Origin of the sequence: Mucilaginibacter tolerans (genome assembly GCF_030519375.1) — a bacterium.
Classification (GTDB): domain Bacteria; phylum Bacteroidota; class Bacteroidia; order Sphingobacteriales; family Sphingobacteriaceae; genus Mucilaginibacter.
Genome location: NZ_JAUMKB010000010.1, coordinates 24,137 through 41,706 on the forward strand (window position 1 = coordinate 24,137; position 17,570 = coordinate 41,706).

The window sequence follows — 17,570 nt, forward strand, 5'->3', positions numbered from 1 at the left end:
CTGCACCGGATCATCGTTTCAGTTCCCGGAGTTGGGCCCACCACAGCGGCGCAAATTATCCTTTGCACCAATGAATTTCTGAATATTGATGATCCCAAAAAATTTCCCTCTTACTCTGGTGTCGCCCCTTTCTTACGGGAATCGGGCATGAAGTACAGGAAAGCAAGGTTTTCTAAACATGCCAATAAGCGGATGAAAGCGCTCTTGCGGCTTGGCACCTTACTGCTTTCTTTTATCATTCCAAAGATAGCCGTCACGGCGCTTCATACATTACATACTTATCGCTTAGCATAGAGCCGTACCAGCCTTTATAATTAGGGAAGCTTTTTAGGAGGAATTTTTCTTTTGGGCCGGCGTAATTATCGGGCAGAATAATATAGAGCGGACCCGCATGACCATCATATTGATAATCGTTCATATCGATTTTTAGATCCTCTCCGATTGGCTCCAAACCGAGAGTCCGGTTATGTTGGATTTCGAGTCCCAATTCTTTATTGACGAACACAAATGTTGCGTTACGCACCCGCTGATCAATTGCTATTACCTTGTTTAAAGCAGTTTGATCTATAGTTTGTTGCGCAATGCCCGATACGCCGTGTGCACTTTTATTCTTATTATATAAGTAACCCTTAACCAGGTAAAATATACTGGTAAATGCGATGCCTGCCCAAACGATGCATAAAAGATGGCGGTAAGGGCTTTTAAGCTGACTAAATAAATAGATAGCACCCGGTATCACCAGTAACCCGATGACCCTGAAATGCCTTGCCTCATAGGATATAGCTTTCTGCATCAGGTACACGTAACTGAAGAAGATAAACGATGCGGTATAAAAAATGATCATTAATAAACGGTAATTCTGATCCGGTATTTTTTTAAGGATACCCCGCACCAGCCACAAACTCGATATCGCCAAAAGTATTAAGATGACCGTTGCCTGCCAGTCATTAAAGATCGCCTTGCCGGTATGATAAATCAATCCGTGAGAAATATCGTCAATTGAAAAACCCGAAAGGAGGGGAGATGCGAGCGGAAAGGCAAATGTTTTCAAGGTCAGTTTAAGCCCAGCCGACGCAGATGCCGGATTTTGCCCTTTGGAAAGGAAGAATACATAAATAGTACCCATGGCTACTATTGCCGGTATAGCTATCCATATGCCGTTTTTTATCCAACCCGTTAATGCTGTAGCTGATGATAACCTGATCCACATAAATAGCAGACCTGCTGCATAAACCCACATCGTTGACGATTTGCAGAAGAAGCCAACCCAACCAGAAAGTAAAATAAAGAGAAGCATTTGCCATGAAGCCCCTTTGAAGGCTACACAGCCATAAAGAAACCAGCCTGTAAACGCGAATGACAAGATTTCGCCTCCGTTATAAAACACATACGGCACGACAAAAAACTGTTGACAGGCAATGAACAACATACTCAAAGCAGCAATAAAAGGGGTAAAGCCAACCTTTTTAAAAAAAACATAAAATCCGGCCAGACCCAATAGCTGACACAACAGAACCGTTAAGGCTGATGCTTGTCCGCTGTTTACGCTGAATAGTAATTTGAATGCATAAGGCACAAGATATTGCCCAGGCGACCACCACGTTAGAAATTCGGAAGTGTTTTTAGAAAAATCATCCTGGTCGGGGGTTACCATCATATTGAATTTTCCTCCCATTTCCATGGAGCGCATTACTAAAAAACCATTAGCGGGATCGGGAAACAACGATGGTGGAGCAACAAACGACAGGATACCCAAAATCACCACCAGGGTGAACAGACCACCGATGATAATTTTAGCAATATAGCGGTTGTTCGGCTTTATCATTTATTTGGCCACCAATATTATGTTTGAATTTAACAATGTATTTTTCGATCAGTAATTGTAAAAAAATAGAAAAAACAATAGTTAAAATTAAAGCGGTAAAGCCGATGCCAAATATCTTTGGAAATGCCTTTATCGAAATAATTCTTATAATCAGGAATTGGGATATGTATACGGGGTAGGCAATATCGCCAATAAGCCTGTCAAATCTGGAATTTTTTGTCAGATCAAAAATGAACGGAACAAACAGGGTCGTGGCTCCGAAAAGAATCAAGTTTTTATAATACGATTCTTTGAAAAATTGGAAATATAATAAAAGTAAACCGATGAACAAGACGTAAATGGCCCAATTGACTTTTTTGCTGATCCTTTGTCTTTTTAAATATAGATAACCACGGTAAGACAATATTCCAGCTATAAAGAACATGAACTGTGAGGGGAAAAACATGTAATTCCAGGGCGGCCCGTCAAAAAAAAATTGTGCGGTGATGATCCTTATAAGCACGCTAATTGTAAAAATCATGACAAGAACATATATTTTTCTTTTAGCAAGCCATGGTGCCGCTAAATAAAAGAGCAATTCGATACCTATCGTCCAGGCAATCGGATTAAAAGCAAAATTATATACATTAGGACTGGTTCTATTAAAATCGGGTGTAAAATATAGATTTCCATTCTTATGGATTGCTAACAGGAAAAGCGTTTCCAGCCCGAACAAAAATAAATTAACGATAATCAAGTAAATAATCGAGGTAGCAGAGGGAGACGCATATTTCGTGTAAAAATCAAGGGTACCGGGATAGTTCAAATGAAAGACGAGTAGCGCCCAGATGACTAAAAGGACCAACACTATTAAATAGGGAGGATAAATTTTTAAAGCTCTGTTGCGATAGAAGCTTTTTCGGCCGGTTTTGAAATTATATTTCTCTGTTAAAACCATCGCCATGTAAAAGCCGGAAATGACGTAGAACACCTGTACTGCAAGATTTCCATTGAGAGGAGTATAACCATAGATAGTGGAGGAATGCCCCAGGATTACACCGCATGCTAATAATAAACGAATCAGGCCCATTATAAAAATACTTAAATGATTCTAAAATTAACCTATATGTCTTGTCCGCGTTTTAACTGCGGGATTGCCCTGATATATGGTATACGCTTCCATGTCTCTCGTTGCCACCGAGCCACTGGTGAGTACAGCATGCGATGCAATTGTAATGCCCTGATTTACGATGGCTCCAGCGCCTATCCACACACCATCCTCTAAAGTTACCGGGGCAGTAATCAGGTCGAAGGTAGCCTTTTTATAATTGTGGCTGCCCGTGAGTATGGTTGCGCCCTGCGAGATACAGGCATTAGCACCAATGGTGATCATTTCCAAACTATCCAGCCAAACGTTTTCACCTATCCAAGCATTGTCGCCGATAGTAAGGTTCCAGGGGTATTTTATGTTGACATAAGGCTTTATGGTGACGCTTATGCCCAGTTTTGCACCGAACGTTCTTAGTAAAAATCGTTTTATCCCATAAACCGGCAATAGGCCCGATTTGAAAACAAGAAAGTTAGTATAATGCCACAAGAATCGCGTAAATGCGTTACCGCCGGGATGATACGGGTGGTTGTTATATAATGAAAGGTCAGTTTTTTGCACGGATAAATTTAAAGTATTCTACTTAATAGTTTAGATGCCATATATTTAAAGATTAAACCGACTTTATGTCCACATTTGCAAAGATCGCCAGCAGGATCAGGCATTCCTCGCTTCTTGAGAGCTCGGAATGGTTATGGAACTGTTTAAGAAAACCCTATCATTCGCTTTTGAATATTAAAGGTAACGGCGTCACCGTCCGAGTAAATGATCATATTTCTTACAAAATTCCGCCCTTGTATTATCATGTTGGACTGGAAGAGTATGAAAAATGCAATATCGAGCAACTTGCAGACTGGATTGTGGCTCATCCTGAGTGTCTCATTTTGGACATCGGTTGTTCGATCGGTATCATGACAACAGTCAGTTTGTTCGCCTCACCAAAAGCACAGGTAATCAGTTTCGATTCCGATCTTTCCAGCTTAAAATCTACATTAAACATGGCCAATTATGCCTCGGGAAACCGACTTCAGATTGTTTGGGGATTTATTAATGAACAATCTGATATAAAAAGAAGTATCGATGAGGTCATAAGTTATAGTTTTCAAACGCTCAATGCATCGAATGTTACCGGTCATCCCAGTACGACGAGGTACATCAATATTGATCACGGTGTAAAAAATATACCAACTTATTCGCTCGATGACTTATTCGAAGGAAAGCCGGCTTCGTCGCCGGTACTTTTAAAATGTGATATTGAGGGTGCTGAATTACTCGCCCTAAAAGGAAGCAAAAACTTTATTAAAGCGCACCGACCGGTAGTGCTTTTAAGTGTTCATCCGGAAATATTGCCTGTATTTAATGCTTCGGTAAAAAGCGTATATGACTTTTTCAGATCGGTAGACTACGAAGTGGAGGTTATTGGAACCGACCATGAGGAACATTGGTGGTGCTATCCCAGGTAATAGCTTTAATTTTGTATGCTTTTTCTTGCCTTAGGTTGTTTATCATCATGTTTTACCCAAAAGAATAGACCTATTGCAATAATCACGTAGATTACGATATTAAAAATGGTGTGGTGGTCGATAATCAAATGCGATTTTTTATCCCAAAATATGCCCAGTAATACAAAACGCAATACATTTAATACCTGGATACTAATTAACCCGGTAAACAAAAAGATCAATTTAGGCTTTGTGCTTTTAGGATAGGCAATCACAAATGCTGCAAAAAAGCTCATCACGCCTAAGCCCAGACAGGAATACACCACATCAAGCGTCCTGTGCCCCGCAACCAGTAACTGGAAGTCGTTGCTGATGGCCGTGTAACCAAACAAATTGATGATAAATTGAGACGTGAGGAGCAGTAGCCTCCGCAATAAACGGATATAGTTTAGATGCTCATCGAAAAATGCAAAATAATACTCGCCGTGCGAGGTTACGCTGAAGAAGAAAATATTAAAATAGTAAAAGAACAGGAAAAGTGCCAAAAACACCAATAAAAACCGTAATGGCGAATCTTTATGAAGTCTTTTCATGATTTTGCTGTTTAATAATCTCGTCTATTTTGATATCCACGATCAGCCTAAACCAAAAGCCCTGGAGGAAATGAAAAATGACTCCGCTTCGACCATCAAGGATACCCAGTTGAAAAATCATCCGTTGCGTAAAATAGATCATGGGCCGTACATAGCGAGGTAGTTTCCACCACAGTTGTTTGCGCCAGGCGGTCCGCTCATCCGGTGAGCCAAAGAATCGGGGTTTTATTGTTTGAGTGCGCATCAGCTTCATGCGCTCCACTTCTTCCTGTGCCACCAGGTCACTGTAACGGTTATGCTTCTCTATCCAGAAACGGATGTTATTCTCTTTCAGGTTCTCTTCCAGGATGATTCCGTCTTTCCATACCTCCAGCTTGCCAGGAACAATAAAACGGTGATCCATATTTTCATTGATATCCGAATAGCCGATCCCGTACCTGAACATCTTTAACAAGTAGAATGGGTAGTAGCCGCCGTGTTTAATCCAGCGTCCCTTAAAGAAATTTTTACGGTTAAAATAGATGCCGTTTATGCCTGCATGGTCTTCGGCGTTGAAGTTAATTAGCCGTGTTTTCAGTTCGGAGGTGACGGTTTGGTCAGCATCCAAACAAACTACCCATGGTGTCGTAATAGAAAAGTTTTTAAGTGCATAATCCCATTGCCTGGGATGATTTTCAAATTTGTGCTGTAAGAAGGAAGCACCATATTGTTCGCCAATGGCAAGGGTATTATCCGTACTGCCGGAGTCGAGGATAAATATAGGGGCGTTCAAATCGCTGATAGATTGGAGCAATCGGCCTAAGTGCAATTCCTCGTTAAAGGTTAGTATGATAAACGAAAACTGTGTATTCAAACCAATTTTGCTTTTATGATCATCGATTTCCAAAAATAAGGAGCCCGCCCGCAACCTTTAAATCCCTTAACTGTAAAACCTTTGTCGGTCAGAAGATTACTTAACGTATTCTTTGACCAGAATTTAATATGTCCCCCATGCCAGGTCGGATCATGATGCGAATCCCATTTGCCCAAAATTGCTAGTATCAGGTTTTTCCAGTAGCCATGGTAGGGAGTAGAAAGGATGAGTTCGCCACCTGTTGGAAGTAGATTTTTACAAAAATCGATGAAGCCTTCCGGGTCGTACAGATGCTCAATCACTTCCGTTGAAATTATCGTATCAAACTTCAAATTACCCAATTCCGCGGGTAGTTGGCCCGTCGACAGATCCTGAACGAAAAAGCGCTCGGGGTATTCTTTTTTTGCAATTGCAATGCCCTTTTCTGAAGCATCCGTTCCATACGCAAGGTATCCCTGTTGGATCAGGTAACTCACCAAATGCCCATTGCCGCAGCCAAGATCGAGTATACAGCGGTTATTAGCTTTATTCAACATAGATAACAACGCGTTATGCAAATAGAAAAAAGTGTGGCTTGGTTCGTTGGTGGTATAGCCATAATCTTTGTATTCAGCCATTATTGATAATTTGATTGTACATGCTGATATATTTTTCCGTCAAATTTTTTTCATCAAAATCATTACGGATAATGTCAGGTGCAGTCTTTCGTATTTCCATTAATTTATTCTTCTGATCAAATATGATGTTAATGTGGGCACTAATGTCGTTTTCATTCAATTCGCATACCCAGCCCAGACAATTTCCTGTCACATAATCGGCCAAGCCGACATTTCTGCTCACTAGGACGGGGGTGCCGACACTAAGGCATTCAATCACCACATTCCCAAAATTTTCATCATGGGAGGGAAGCACCATCAAGTCATGCTTTTGCATTATTTCAAATTTGTTTGGCCCCTGGAATCCTATCCAATCGACCACGCCGGATAGTCCGGTGTTTTTTGCGAGCTGTTTCAGCGAATCCAGGTAAATGGGGGCACCGTCCCCAGCGACAGTTAAGTGATAGGGGACTTGAACCATAGCCAGAGCTTTGAAGAGAATATCCAATCCCTTCTTTTCTTCTATTCTCGAAAAAAATAAAAGTTTCAGGATTTTGTCATTCGTTTCCGGCTTAGCCGTCATTTTTTTGGGGAAGTTAACAAAGTTGAAAATATTGATAATACGTTTATGAGAAATGATTTCCTCTACCGCCTGCTTTTCCCGTTTTGATGTCACGTGAAACCACGATCTTTCCAACAAATATTTCCCCAAAATTACATGGATGAGCCGCTTGGGTATACCATTCCGGTTACGAAACGAATAGGCGCTCAAAGTACCGCGCGGCGATATCACCACCGGTACCCCGCGTTTGACAGCTATCCAACAGGAAAGAACAGATACAAGGTTCCACCAGGCATGGATATGGACAACATCGTACTGCTTGATTTCTTTCCACAAACATTTTAATAATGCGGGCGAAAAATGGGTATGGTCCTTAGTCAATCTTTTAAAGTATGTTATCGGCACCCCTTCGACCATCACCGTTGCTCCCGGTGTCACATCAAGCTCATTGGCGCCGTTTGCAGTGGTAGTCAACACTTCTACCAGGATCCCGGCTCCGACTAACAGCTCGGAAAGTTTTGAGACGGACATCGTAGGTCCGCCGTAAATGAAAGCCGGCTTATACGATGCATTTATTTGGAGTATCTTCACTTTGGCTTCAGGACGTGGGCTGCTATTAGTATCTTTTGAAAGATAATCATAGTTATATAGCTCCAGAACATGGTGTTAATTATAAACTCGAAGCTGAGGCCTCTCCACATGATTTGAAACAAGCCGCTGAATATCAGCGCTGTTCCTAATATATAGCCACCAAACAGCTTTTCCGCTTTTACAGATATCCACTGAGCTGCAATCCCATACAGCAAAAGGAAAACAAATACGCCTACACCTCCATATGACAAATAGGCATCAACGATATATGCAGGTTTTGCTGAAACGGTCGAATTACGATTAACAACACCCGCTGCGTAAACACGCTCCATGACCATGTTTTCTGTTATTGGTTTTGACGGCCAAAAGACGCGGGGGACAATCGCTACTGCAGATTGCTTTAATAAATCGGCTCTGTAAAAATCTACTTTCTCAGGCGTCGATTGTACAAAACGGGTAAACATATCGATTTCACTTAAACGATAAGCCAAAAAGCTCCAATTACTATCGTCACTCCCGGGCACCTCATCCTTGTTTAATGTCGCATTTAAGGCCAGCTCTGTGGCATCGCCGGTATTCAGATCACCACTCCAGGCGTTTTCCCTGAAGATTCTGTTATAAGTCGGTAATACAACAAATAACAGGATTATTGCCGGGATGAAGGTGAGGAGTACTAGCTTTTTGTAGTATGGATACAGGAAAATGCCTAGAACCATTATGCTGATAATAATGGGCTCCTTAAAACCGGAAACCAGGCCCTGGTAAAAGTTAAACAAAAATAAAAGAATGCAGATCAGCGTATTCCATATCTTTTTTTTGGGAATCGCGAACGCGAGCGCCAGGGTGCCGGCGATAAAGTTTAATGCTGTAAACTGATTTGCAAATTGCGATAGGCCCGGTATCTTTATAAAGAGATAAGACAGTGGCAAAGTAATGATCGCGGTTATAAATAGGAGATTAGCGATTTTTTCTGAAGGGATATAATATTTGTGATCATTTTTGTCCGGGTAATTCATAAACATCAGTATTCCGGTTACGAATGCTGCATGCCCTAAACAATAATATCGCTGACATTCTGCCGTTCGCTGCAGCAAGTCATTATCGACCAAATAATAGTCGCTGGTTTTTTGAAAGTCAACATAACCTAAAACATCCAGATAAAAGAAGATGGTTGTCAGGCACATATAGCCGGCGAAAATGATTTGTACGAGCAATATCGGGCGCATCAATTGCTCGCCTAGTGAAAGATCGCGCGGCAGTGGTCTTATGGCCCCGCTTAAGGTCAAGTAAAAAATTAAAAATGAACCTAGCCAGGCAATCATATACGACAGCTGGGGGTCCGACTTGAATATCATCGCAAGTCCCCACGGGATATAAAGCAATAGGTAATTTTCGAGTGAGAAGTTTTTTTTCATTTAGCTCAAACGCCTTTCGGTCAACGTGTTTTCAATTGCTCCTGCAATTTTTGAAATGCTCCACTCGTCTATTATTATCTTACTGCAATGACCATATTCTTTCAGCATTTTTTTTGAGATACTTAGTTTTTTTAATTTGGCAGTTATGTCCAGTAAGTCATTGCTTTTGAATGTCATTCCGTTGCACCCTGACTTAACAAGATCGGGTCCGCACCCCACCATATCTGATATCAATACCGCCTTGCCACACGCCATCGCTTCGTTGACAGAGAGCCCCCATGTTTCGCTCAGCGAAGGCAGGCAGAAAATATCGGCCGCCTGGTACAAAACGGGCATATAGCTTTGATTCTTAAAATTTAAAAAATGGACCCGCTCTCCGTTTGCGCACGCTTCCGCCAGCTTTTTTAATTGCATTTCTTTAACGCCATTACCAGTTAGAAGTAAATGAACGTTTGTTTGTTCCAGCTGACCAAAGGAATGTAAAAGTAATTCTACATTTTTAACGTCCTCAAATTTCCCCGCATACAAGATCAGAATATCATTGTCGCTAATCTTCAACGAGGACCTGAGCGAACGGGCTTCTTCGCTGCAATCCTCTGAAAAACGGTCGTTATCGATGGCGTGTGGCGCAAATACCAATTGCCGATCTTTCATACCGAATCTTTTAAAATAAGCCTTATTATTGCTTCCGACATAGAAGGCAACATCCACATGACGGTAGACCCACCGTAAAAATAAAAGCCGGGCGATACTTTTCCAGCCTTTTTCGTGGTTTAATAGTGTTGAGTCACCCCGAAAATAAACAGGCACTTTTCCTTTAAAATGGCGGATAACGCTAAGGTGGCTGTGGTACGCCCAACCAAATACGAGTATCCCATCTGGACTCCATTCTTTTATCTCCCTGATCAAATTCGGATTAATGATTCCCTTATAATGGTGTGACCCCGGATCAGAAGATGTATTTTGCACAAACTCATAGGCGTATCCCGTTAACAACGGTATGTCCCAGTCTATAGTTTTATCAAACCCCGGATCAAACTTCCTTTGATCAACAGAACCCCAGGTATAAAAAACTTTAATCGCTATTTTCCTACGTTCAGTAAGCAACCTGAAAATGGGGGCATAATACTGTATAGGGTGCGTTGTAACGATAGCAAGTTTTTTCATTTTTTAATAACAACCTGGTCAAACAACATCGTTTGCCTGCGGGTTAACTCGAGTGCGTCAAACTGTCCGAAACTTTCCTGCAATGTCACCGGAATAAATTTTCTTTGTGCCCACTGAAACAGTAATGAAGCAAGTTCACTGACAGCCTTTTCGCGGTCCGGCGACGGAAAAATAGTGAGATGAACATTCTTGGTGTGTTGCTTTAAAACATCGATAATATTGCTGTCTTTATTAAAGATAACTGCCAACGGTTTCTGGGTCAGAAGGTATGGATATATTTTTGAAGCAGAATAGGCAGGGTCTTCCGAACCCGGTACTACAAGGGCGTCTGCGTGTTGAAGCGTTGCCAGCGCATGATAGTAACCGATCCGGTCCGTGATTTCAGTAATATATTCTTCCAATCCAAATTCCCGGGCAAGTGGCATTATCGATTGCTTACCTTGTCCTTTAGGCGCATAACTGGTTCCTGCAAAACATAATCGCATTCTGCTGACGGGCATTTCATTGTCTTGAAGTGCTCTTTTGAATGCTTCAAAAAGCAAGCGCAGTGCAGTATACAGGTCGTGCCCTCCGCGTCCTATATAAACAATATTTATAAAATGCGTATCCAATATAGGTTCGAATAAACCTGAATTTGCCGCGGCAATTTCCATGTCCGGATTAAATGCGCCAAACGTGATCGTTGCAGATGGAACGTGCTCGAGCCTCGGGTACCGGCTGGCAAGTACATCGATGTATTTTTGGGATACACTCACCAAGCCGCTCACCTTGCTCATGGCTAATGGTTCAAGGTATTTATTCAGGCGGTACGAAAACCAGTATTTCGGAGGACGCTCGCTTTTTTTCTTGGTCTTGTAATGATCGGAGTGCCATGGATCTTGCATATCGATCACATAAGGCACACCAAATTTAATTTTCCAGTAGGCGCCCAAAATGCACACGGGAAACATGGTTGTTGAAAAATAGATCAGGTCAAAATGCGATTTTTTCAGCAATCCATTGACCTTTTTACGGTAATACCACAAAGACCTGATTCCCAGATTGCCCAAACCCAGCTTGCCAGTCCATTTTTTTTTAAAAGCTTTAACTATGTGGAGACTGAGGTCAGGGGGAAGGCTTTTCACCAGAAGTTGGTCTTGGACCATTTCGGATTCCACTGGATCCACGGTGACAACTTCTACATCCCACCCAAAATCGTTGAAATATGGAAGACTCATTCTGATTCGTTGCATATCTGCCGCATTGGAAGGAGGAAAATAGGGCGATATGATCAGAAGTTTGCGGTTCATTTGGATTTCAAAGTTTGTTTGACCAACTGTAAATAAGTTTTACTTTCGTTTTCCCAGTTCAGTTCTTGTCTTGCCAATTGAAGCGCCTTTTTTTTAGCTTCCAACAGCTCGTATCTGTTCAGGTGATAGCTTAGCAACACATCTGCGAGCAAGGCTGCGTCACCCTTTTTGTACGCTTTTCCAACTGCCGGATAATCGTTCAAAAATTGCAACTGTGCATCCGTATCGCTTGCGACTACCGCCAACCCGCCCTGTAAATAGGTGAATATTTTATTGCTTAGAGCCATATTGTTGTTATTGCTGAAGGCCGGCTCTAAAGCAAGCCCAATATCGAACTGAGAGGAAAAAACTGCCAGATTATCGGAAGGGATGGGTTGATGAAGATGGATCTGATCCTCTTTGCCGCCAACAAGACCATCCACATAATTGGTTTTCGTTGCCTCTGAAAGATGACCAAGTAAATGAAGTTGGAACGGATATTCTTTGAGCAGTTCCAGCGCAGCAATAATATCTTCAAGCCCTCGATTTATTCCGATAGTTTGTGAAAACCAGAATAGCCGGATCGGCTGATCTAAGTTAGGAACGGCTTCGGGAACCCTTGCGTCAGCAGGAAATACGTTGAGTAAAACGGTAGGTTTAATATCCGGGAATATTTTTTGGTATGCCGACGCAATTAAAGGGCTGCTTGTAGATAAATAATCGAGCTGGGGGAAATAGCGGTTTTCAATATTTGTTTTCAAGATGACGTCTTGTACAGACTTGTTGTTGCTCATTTCATTCCGGTGAAAATCTTCGGCATCGAAACCACAAGGCTTTCTGTTTTTTTTGCTGGCTTTTATCACTGCCGGCAAAGCGCCTGGGTTGTGAGCGACATAAAGATCCGCATTAAGTCTTCTAGTTGCTTTGTTTAGAAAATAACTTGCACGGGCAATTGCAATATCTGTAAATAATTTTCCGCCCGATTTCCGATGAAAGATCAAGGCCAGATTATGAATAACTCTGCTTATGTAGTATAGCCGTGGCGACAATAACGGATCGCCGCCCACACAGATTGCCCTCCATTTTTTTTGGGGCAACAAAAGTTGGTCGTACTCATAGCCCCATTTGTTCCAGTAAGCATATATAACGGTGACCGTGTAACCAGCATCAGTCAAAGCATCCGCCTCCTTTACCAGCCTCGGATTTAAGGAAAGCTGCGTCGTAGTGACCAATAAGATGTTCTGATCACGGCTTGTCATTTGTTTCCGTCGCAACAAGGTGATAAATATCAAGGTAGGATCGCGCGCACTTTTCAAGCGTTAGGTTTTCGGTAATATAGGATCTGGGGTTGAACAAAGAAATCTGACTGAGAAAAGTCTTTAATTGTTTTGGAAAATCCGCGGTTCCCGTAAACTTCATACCGCATCGGTCGTCCCAATATGGCACTGCGCTTACCGGTTGGTATTTGATACCAGGGTAATAAGAAGGATCCTGCCAGTAGCCTCCTCGTTCCCAAGCAAGAATCGGTGTTCCTGTAGCCAGGATTTGCTGATATGCCAGTCCTTGCGTTTCATGTTCACATAAAAAAATCACAGCCTTTGCGCCACGCAGCATATTTTTTAGCTGATTCGGTTTGTAACTCCCATATTTTATAAATTCATAAGATTGCGCGTTCTCTTCTAAAGTACGACAGATCGGATCAATTAATGTCTTTTGATATTTTTCATGGTCCCATCGGACTTTGTCATAGATCAAAAAATCAACCTCGGGTACGCCTTTTATGGAACCAGACCAATCATCTGTATCGATTCCCACAGGCCAAGCCACCACCTTCTCGTGGTAATAAGGCTCAAACATGTCCCTGATCCACTCGCCGGGGACAAGTATTCTTTTTACATTTGGGTATTTGCTGAGCAACTCCGGGCAGTCGGCAGGGTGAGAATAAACCCCTGCGCCAAAGATAGTTGGGTTCCTCCACTCATGGTTAAATAGAACATGGGGTTTGCCGATGATACAGGCAATCTCTTCCGGATGGTTTCTAATGTATTTAAAATCATTTAACCGGTATGGTACCCCTAACAGATCAAGCCCCTTCATCAGGTTGATCGCAACCATCGCCACTCCACCCGGACGTTCCTTCCCCCGTAGGATACGCCGGATAAGTTTTCGCGGGTACCGGTCATATTTGAACCACCTGTCCGGATCCGGTTCCAGGTAAAAAAGATTCAAAAAGGGCTTATCTTGATTGCTGCTATTTAAAAAACTCAAGGCTGTACCTGATTCAAAAATGGTTTTTCCTCTTCTTTCGTCTTATAATGTAGTTTATGAGAAACATTGATCGACGGCTTTTCTATAAATCTGTAAAGTATATATGCACATAAAATGGAAAAAGTCAGCCCTGCGATCAATCTGATCGTTTCGGAACCACCTATGACCGGAAAACGCCTGCATACGGACACGACTGCTCTTCCCAGTTCCCAATGGGTTAAGTAAAGTGAGTAACTGATCGTTCCCAGCCAGAGCAATGCCCTGGGAACACCTGATCTAAATAGCTCGGGCTTTACAAAAAGAATAAACAGCACCGCAGCACTGCTTGCGATGGCCTCGGGTATTCCCGCAGTTTGGACAATAATAATTAAAATCGCAACCGAAAGCAGCAAAAAGAATATGGTCTTTAATCCGGTAAAATGTTTGTGATAGATTAGTATGCCTAAAGCGAAAAATGGAAAGAATGGGATGAAGGGCATATGCCTATTGATCAGCAAAAAGCTGAGCAGGATCATAATCAGAAGGATTGACCTGTAATTATTTATAAACAAATGCTGGAATAACAGCCCAAGCAATATATAAAACTGGAACTCCACAACCAACGTCCAGAATACAGGGGAAATGAATTTATAGCCAAACACATCATTTAAAAATAGGATATGCAGAGTTAATCCTTGCCATGGCATGACCGGGCTTCCGGCCATTAGCGTGACGACTATGCTGATTACAATCGCAACAATATAAGCCGGATAGATCCTCAGTATACGTTTAAATAGAAACGTTGGGAAGTCCTTCAACTGATATTGAGCCTTGTGCAGGCTATAGGGGAGGACGAAACCACTGATAACAAAAAAGACTTCAACCCCCAGGTAACCGTATTGCCCGAGGGCTGCGGTTTGCTTTAAGAGACCGGTATTTCCTGTGAGATGGAAAAAAGTCACCATTAGGGCGGCTATACCCCGTAATGCATCGATATGTCTAATCCGCATTTTTAAATGGATTGTGATATTGAAGTTGCCTCGCCACTTTCCAGCCAAATATGGTTTTGATCCATTCCAAAGCTCTCCCTCCCAGCACAGGAGCAATGCACGGTCCACCAATATCTATGATCCTTTGTTCGGCTTTGGCCGCGATTTCCGGCACCTCAGGGTATGCCCGGACCAGTAACTCGAAGAGCATGCGTTTGACTGCAAGGTCTATCCGTTTATCCTGTTGATAACACCTTAGGTGGTTCTCAATCAATTCGAGCGACAAAAGCTGACTTTCAAAAGCGTGCAGGCTCTTTTGTGCCGACAAGGAGCCGGAGTGATTCGGCTTGCGGTAGTAACAAAAGGTGTCCGGCCGGAATAGTATGCCGTCGGAGGCTAAAACCACCCGGCTGAAAAACTCTCCGTCGTCATTGATAGAAAGTTTTTCGTTCCATTCGCCTGCCTTTTTGATCACCGATGCCGGAACCAGCCAGGAATGTATAGTTATCATGCCTCCCTTATTATCTTCCCCCCCATATAATTTCATAAGGAATTCAAATGGGTTTTCGTTTCCTTGGTAAAAATGCCTATCGTAGGGGTCAGGCACCAAGTCCTTGATATCTTCGTCCGACTCAAAATAAATATTCATGCAGATTGATAGCTTTGACGGTAACCCGATCAATTGTATCACCTGTTTTTCTATTTTGTCTGGCATCAACAAGTCGTCCGCATCAAGAAACTGAATATATTCGCCTTTTGCGGCACGTAAGCCGGCGTTCCTTGCGGACGATGCGCCGCCGTTCGACTGATGTATGACGATTATTTCGGAATGAGCGGCAGCATGCTCCCGGGCAATATTCAGCGAATCGTCGGTCGAACCATCGTCGACCAAGATGATTTCTTTACTTGACCAGGATTGGGCCAGCGCTGAACGTATGGTCTTGTCCAGATATTTTTCAGCGTTATAAAGCGGTATGATGATCGAGACTAGTGGCTCCGTCATATTTTTTTTCCGTGGTTGAATATCTCAATCCAGCGGTCTCTAAGCGAGGTGCCTATTGGCGGCTGACCATTTTTGAACCACTGTCGTTCCAGCACTTCAGTATATTTTTCGGGACTCTCATCCAACTCGATGATCCGATCAATTAAAGGCGAAAAATCCAGGTTCCCGAACTGACGCCGCATCTTGAGCTCCCTGCCAATTGACTTTAGTTTGCGCTTGATTCGATGTTGCGGCGCGCGGTAAAAGGACGGACGCATATCCGTAAAATCAGGTTGTGCATGTTTTTCCAGCCAGTTCACCAGCGCCCCGTCATTTACATTCAGATAGTCGGCACTATTGATAAAGCTCCGGGTGTCAAAAATATCCCCGATCAGTGGGTCCCCACAGTAGACAGGCAAACTATCCGCCTGCATAGCATCATATAACTTTTCAGTTTGGTACCCGGGATAAACATAGTTCTCGAAAGCGATGGTAAATTTATAGGAGCTTAAAAAAAGCTTCTTCCTTTCCCAAATACCGCCGGAGTAGCGGGCATCAATACCAGGCATATTGTTCATAGATTTGCCCGGTGCGTCGACTTTTTTATATCGGGATAGCTGTTGGAAAAACTCTTCCCGGTAAGGGACCGGGTGGGAATATAAAAAATTGCAGAACAGGGTCTTACCCTCGGCAATTTTCTGTGCGTCATATTCTTGAGGCTTGATCAGTTTTTCTGGCTCCAGACCATGCCATTGAATTCTTTTATACTTAGGATGATTTACCGTGTTTTCATGAGGGACCCCAAAGGCCCAGTCACAAACCGACATCTCTGGCAAAAAATTTTCGCAGAAATAACCGATCCTCGAATAATCTCCCGCCGGGGGGATGTCATTTCCGTAAGGGCCGAAAATGATAAAATCAGGCTCCGTTGATTCTTCGAATAAGTAAAGTTCATCCAGGCGGTCTATATCGAAGACCTCTGTCTTAAAGTCCGTAAAATTAAGACCGTTCCGAAAACCGAGTTTTATTATTTTTTGTTTCAAAAATCAATCCTAAGCCTTCTCCTTGCGGATAAAGGTAAATTTTTCCGAGTCGTTTATCTCGTTAAGACGCTGGTAGTAGTGCTCATAGATCAGTGCAGCGTCCGGAATTAACTCCGGGCCGATCGTTTGGGAATTCTTTTTTTTCAGATGTTTACCAACAAATATTTTAATTCTTGACCATAGGCTTATTTCTGCCTGGTCGCCTTTATATTCATAAAACGCCGCGGCCCTTCTTCCTTGTTTTTCGATTTGCTTTTGGTCCTTAAGCGAACTCACCGTTTGCGAATGAAACACATTTAGGGCATTGTATCCTGTGTAAAAAACAATATTGGCGTTAAGGTAGCTGATGCGTAAAGCATATTCCCAGTCCATCATGGTGAAGGAGACATTATATAGGCCCAGGTATGCCAGGGAACTCTTCCTGATGAGCATATGTACGTCACCGAACGTAAACGACGGTACTATGCCTTTGCTCCATTTTTCAAATTGTGGATATCTGCTGTGCCGGTCTATTTTGCCATGATCGTTTAATGCACTGCTGAGGTCATTTGATATTAAGGCGTCGGCCTCCGGATGATCCAGCATATATTGCTTGCAACGTCGTATTGCATAATAGCAAAATACATCGTCATCCATGATCTTTTTTAGAATCTTTCCCCTGGCCATTAACATCGCCTTGTTCCAGGCATTGGCCTGGTTCCGGTCAGGTTCGGACAGGTATTGGTGTATCTTATTTTTTTCGAACAACTCCATCAGATATTCTTTCGATCCGTCACTGCTATCGCCATCCACTACCACAATTTCTTCGTCAGCATGAAGGCTACGGAGTAAATTTTCCAGGGTAATTTTAAGGAAGGAAAGCCTATTTCTCGTGGCGATGATATAGGAAAGATTAAATTGATCCACCAAG

16 protein-coding genes and 1 pseudogene are annotated in these 17,570 nt (G+C 42.6%); 2 read left to right on the forward strand and 15 right to left on the reverse strand.

Features of this window, described 5'->3' with window-relative positions; all coding sequences use genetic code 11:
* Positions 1-12 precede the first annotated feature (12 nt).
* Positions 13-294, forward strand: a complete 282-nt coding sequence (locus Q3A68_RS23190; RefSeq protein ID WP_368045684.1) for a transposase — start codon at positions 13-15, stop codon at positions 292-294.
* Here the strand turns inward: Q3A68_RS23190 and Q3A68_RS14725 are convergent.
* Genes Q3A68_RS14725 through Q3A68_RS14735 form a run of 3 tightly spaced genes read right to left on the reverse strand, consistent with a single transcriptional unit; the run spans position 254 to position 3,473 of the window.
* Positions 254-1,825: a hypothetical protein gene (locus tag Q3A68_RS14725; protein WP_302901867.1), complete on the reverse strand. Its 1,572-nt coding sequence runs from the start codon at positions 1,823-1,825 to the stop codon at positions 254-256. The genes Q3A68_RS23190 and Q3A68_RS14725 overlap by 41 nt on opposite strands.
* Complete coding sequence (locus Q3A68_RS14730; RefSeq protein WP_302901868.1) at positions 1,794-2,894, reverse strand: acyltransferase family protein; 1,101 nt, start codon at positions 2,892-2,894, stop codon at positions 1,794-1,796. Before Q3A68_RS14730 ends, Q3A68_RS14725 begins: the two co-directional genes overlap by 32 nt.
* Positions 2,895-2,921: 27 nt before the next feature.
* Positions 2,922-3,473 (reverse strand): WcaF family extracellular polysaccharide biosynthesis acetyltransferase, encoded by a 552-nt coding sequence (locus Q3A68_RS14735; protein WP_302901869.1) that lies wholly within the window; start codon positions 3,471-3,473, stop codon positions 2,922-2,924.
* A 65-nt stretch (positions 3,474-3,538) separates the two neighbouring features.
* Here Q3A68_RS14735 and Q3A68_RS14740 point away from each other — a divergent pair, with 65 nt between their 5' ends.
* Positions 3,539-4,375, forward strand: a complete 837-nt coding sequence (locus tag Q3A68_RS14740) for an FkbM family methyltransferase (protein WP_302901870.1) — start codon at positions 3,539-3,541, stop codon at positions 4,373-4,375.
* A 5-nt stretch (positions 4,376-4,380) separates the two neighbouring features.
* Here the strand turns inward: Q3A68_RS14740 and xrtY are convergent.
* The 12 genes and pseudogenes from xrtY to Q3A68_RS14805 form a co-directional block, all read right to left on the reverse strand.
* A pseudogene (xrtY, locus tag Q3A68_RS23235) lies at positions 4,381-5,800 on the reverse strand (exosortase Y).
* On the reverse strand, positions 5,797-6,417 hold the full coding sequence (locus tag Q3A68_RS14755) for a class I SAM-dependent methyltransferase (RefSeq protein WP_302901873.1): 621 nt from the start codon (positions 6,415-6,417) through the stop codon (positions 5,797-5,799). Before Q3A68_RS14755 ends, xrtY begins: the two are co-directional and overlap by 4 nt.
* A complete protein-coding gene (locus tag Q3A68_RS14760) occupies positions 6,410-7,549 on the reverse strand; it encodes an XrtY-associated glycosyltransferase XYAG1 (protein WP_302901874.1) in 1,140 nt (379 codons plus the stop codon). The genes Q3A68_RS14755 and Q3A68_RS14760 overlap by 8 nt, the downstream gene beginning before the upstream one ends.
* Positions 7,546-8,964: an exosortase Y-associated Wzy-like protein gene (locus Q3A68_RS14765; protein WP_302901875.1), complete on the reverse strand. Its 1,419-nt coding sequence runs from the start codon at positions 8,962-8,964 to the stop codon at positions 7,546-7,548. The genes Q3A68_RS14760 and Q3A68_RS14765 overlap by 4 nt, the downstream gene beginning before the upstream one ends.
* The gene (locus Q3A68_RS14770) at positions 8,965-10,131 is read right to left on the reverse strand and encodes a glycosyltransferase family 4 protein (protein ID WP_302901876.1); all 1,167 of its coding nucleotides are present in this window, start codon (positions 10,129-10,131) and stop codon (positions 8,965-8,967) included. It abuts the gene before it with no gap.
* The gene (locus Q3A68_RS14775) at positions 10,128-11,420 is read right to left on the reverse strand and encodes a glycosyltransferase family protein (protein WP_302901877.1); all 1,293 of its coding nucleotides are present in this window, start codon (positions 11,418-11,420) and stop codon (positions 10,128-10,130) included. The genes Q3A68_RS14770 and Q3A68_RS14775 overlap by 4 nt, the downstream gene beginning before the upstream one ends.
* Positions 11,417-12,715: a glycosyltransferase family protein gene (locus Q3A68_RS14780; RefSeq protein ID WP_302901878.1), complete on the reverse strand. Its 1,299-nt coding sequence runs from the start codon at positions 12,713-12,715 to the stop codon at positions 11,417-11,419. The genes Q3A68_RS14775 and Q3A68_RS14780 overlap by 4 nt, the downstream gene beginning before the upstream one ends.
* Positions 12,645-13,628: a glycosyltransferase family protein gene (locus Q3A68_RS14785; protein ID WP_302901879.1), complete on the reverse strand. Its 984-nt coding sequence runs from the start codon at positions 13,626-13,628 to the stop codon at positions 12,645-12,647. The genes Q3A68_RS14780 and Q3A68_RS14785 overlap by 71 nt, the downstream gene beginning before the upstream one ends.
* Before the next feature lie 35 nt (positions 13,629-13,663).
* Positions 13,664-14,656 carry an acyltransferase family protein gene (locus Q3A68_RS14790; RefSeq protein WP_302901880.1) on the reverse strand — a complete coding sequence of 331 codons (993 nt, stop codon included), beginning with the start codon at positions 14,654-14,656 and terminating at the stop codon, positions 13,664-13,666.
* Positions 14,646-15,638 (reverse strand): glycosyltransferase family 2 protein, encoded by a 993-nt coding sequence (locus Q3A68_RS14795; RefSeq protein ID WP_302901881.1) that lies wholly within the window; start codon positions 15,636-15,638, stop codon positions 14,646-14,648. Before Q3A68_RS14795 ends, Q3A68_RS14790 begins: the two co-directional genes overlap by 11 nt.
* Positions 15,635-16,660: a glycosyltransferase family 10 domain-containing protein gene (locus Q3A68_RS14800; RefSeq protein ID WP_302901882.1), complete on the reverse strand. Its 1,026-nt coding sequence runs from the start codon at positions 16,658-16,660 to the stop codon at positions 15,635-15,637. The genes Q3A68_RS14795 and Q3A68_RS14800 overlap by 4 nt, the downstream gene beginning before the upstream one ends.
* Before the next feature lie 9 nt (positions 16,661-16,669).
* Positions 16,670-17,566 (reverse strand): glycosyltransferase, encoded by an 897-nt coding sequence (locus tag Q3A68_RS14805; protein ID WP_302901883.1) that lies wholly within the window; start codon positions 17,564-17,566, stop codon positions 16,670-16,672.
* Positions 17,567-17,570 lie beyond the last annotated feature (4 nt).

Bases quoted from the DNA above. Each gene is read 5' to 3' on its own strand.
- Q3A68_RS14740 (WP_302901870.1), top strand. From the start codon at position 3,539: ATGTCCACATTTGCAAAGATCGCCAGCAGGATCAGGCATTCCTCGCTT.
- Q3A68_RS14770 (WP_302901876.1), bottom strand. From the start codon at position 10,131: ATGAAAAAACTTGCTATCGTTACAACGCACCCTATACAGTATTATGCC.
- Q3A68_RS14795 (WP_302901881.1), bottom strand. From the start codon at position 15,638: ATGACGGAGCCACTAGTCTCGATCATCATACCGCTTTATAACGCTGAA.
- Q3A68_RS14790 (WP_302901880.1), bottom strand. From the start codon at position 14,656: ATGCGGATTAGACATATCGATGCATTACGGGGTATAGCCGCCCTAATG.
- Q3A68_RS14730 (WP_302901868.1), bottom strand. From the start codon at position 2,894: ATGGGCCTGATTCGTTTATTATTAGCATGCGGTGTAATCCTGGGGCAT.
- Q3A68_RS14775 (WP_302901877.1), bottom strand. From the start codon at position 11,420: ATGAACCGCAAACTTCTGATCATATCGCCCTATTTTCCTCCTTCCAAT.
- Q3A68_RS14765 (WP_302901875.1), bottom strand. From the start codon at position 8,964: ATGAAAAAAAACTTCTCACTCGAAAATTACCTATTGCTTTATATCCCG.
- Q3A68_RS14725 (WP_302901867.1), bottom strand. From the start codon at position 1,825: ATGATAAAGCCGAACAACCGCTATATTGCTAAAATTATCATCGGTGGT.
- Q3A68_RS14755 (WP_302901873.1), bottom strand. From the start codon at position 6,417: ATGGCTGAATACAAAGATTATGGCTATACCACCAACGAACCAAGCCAC.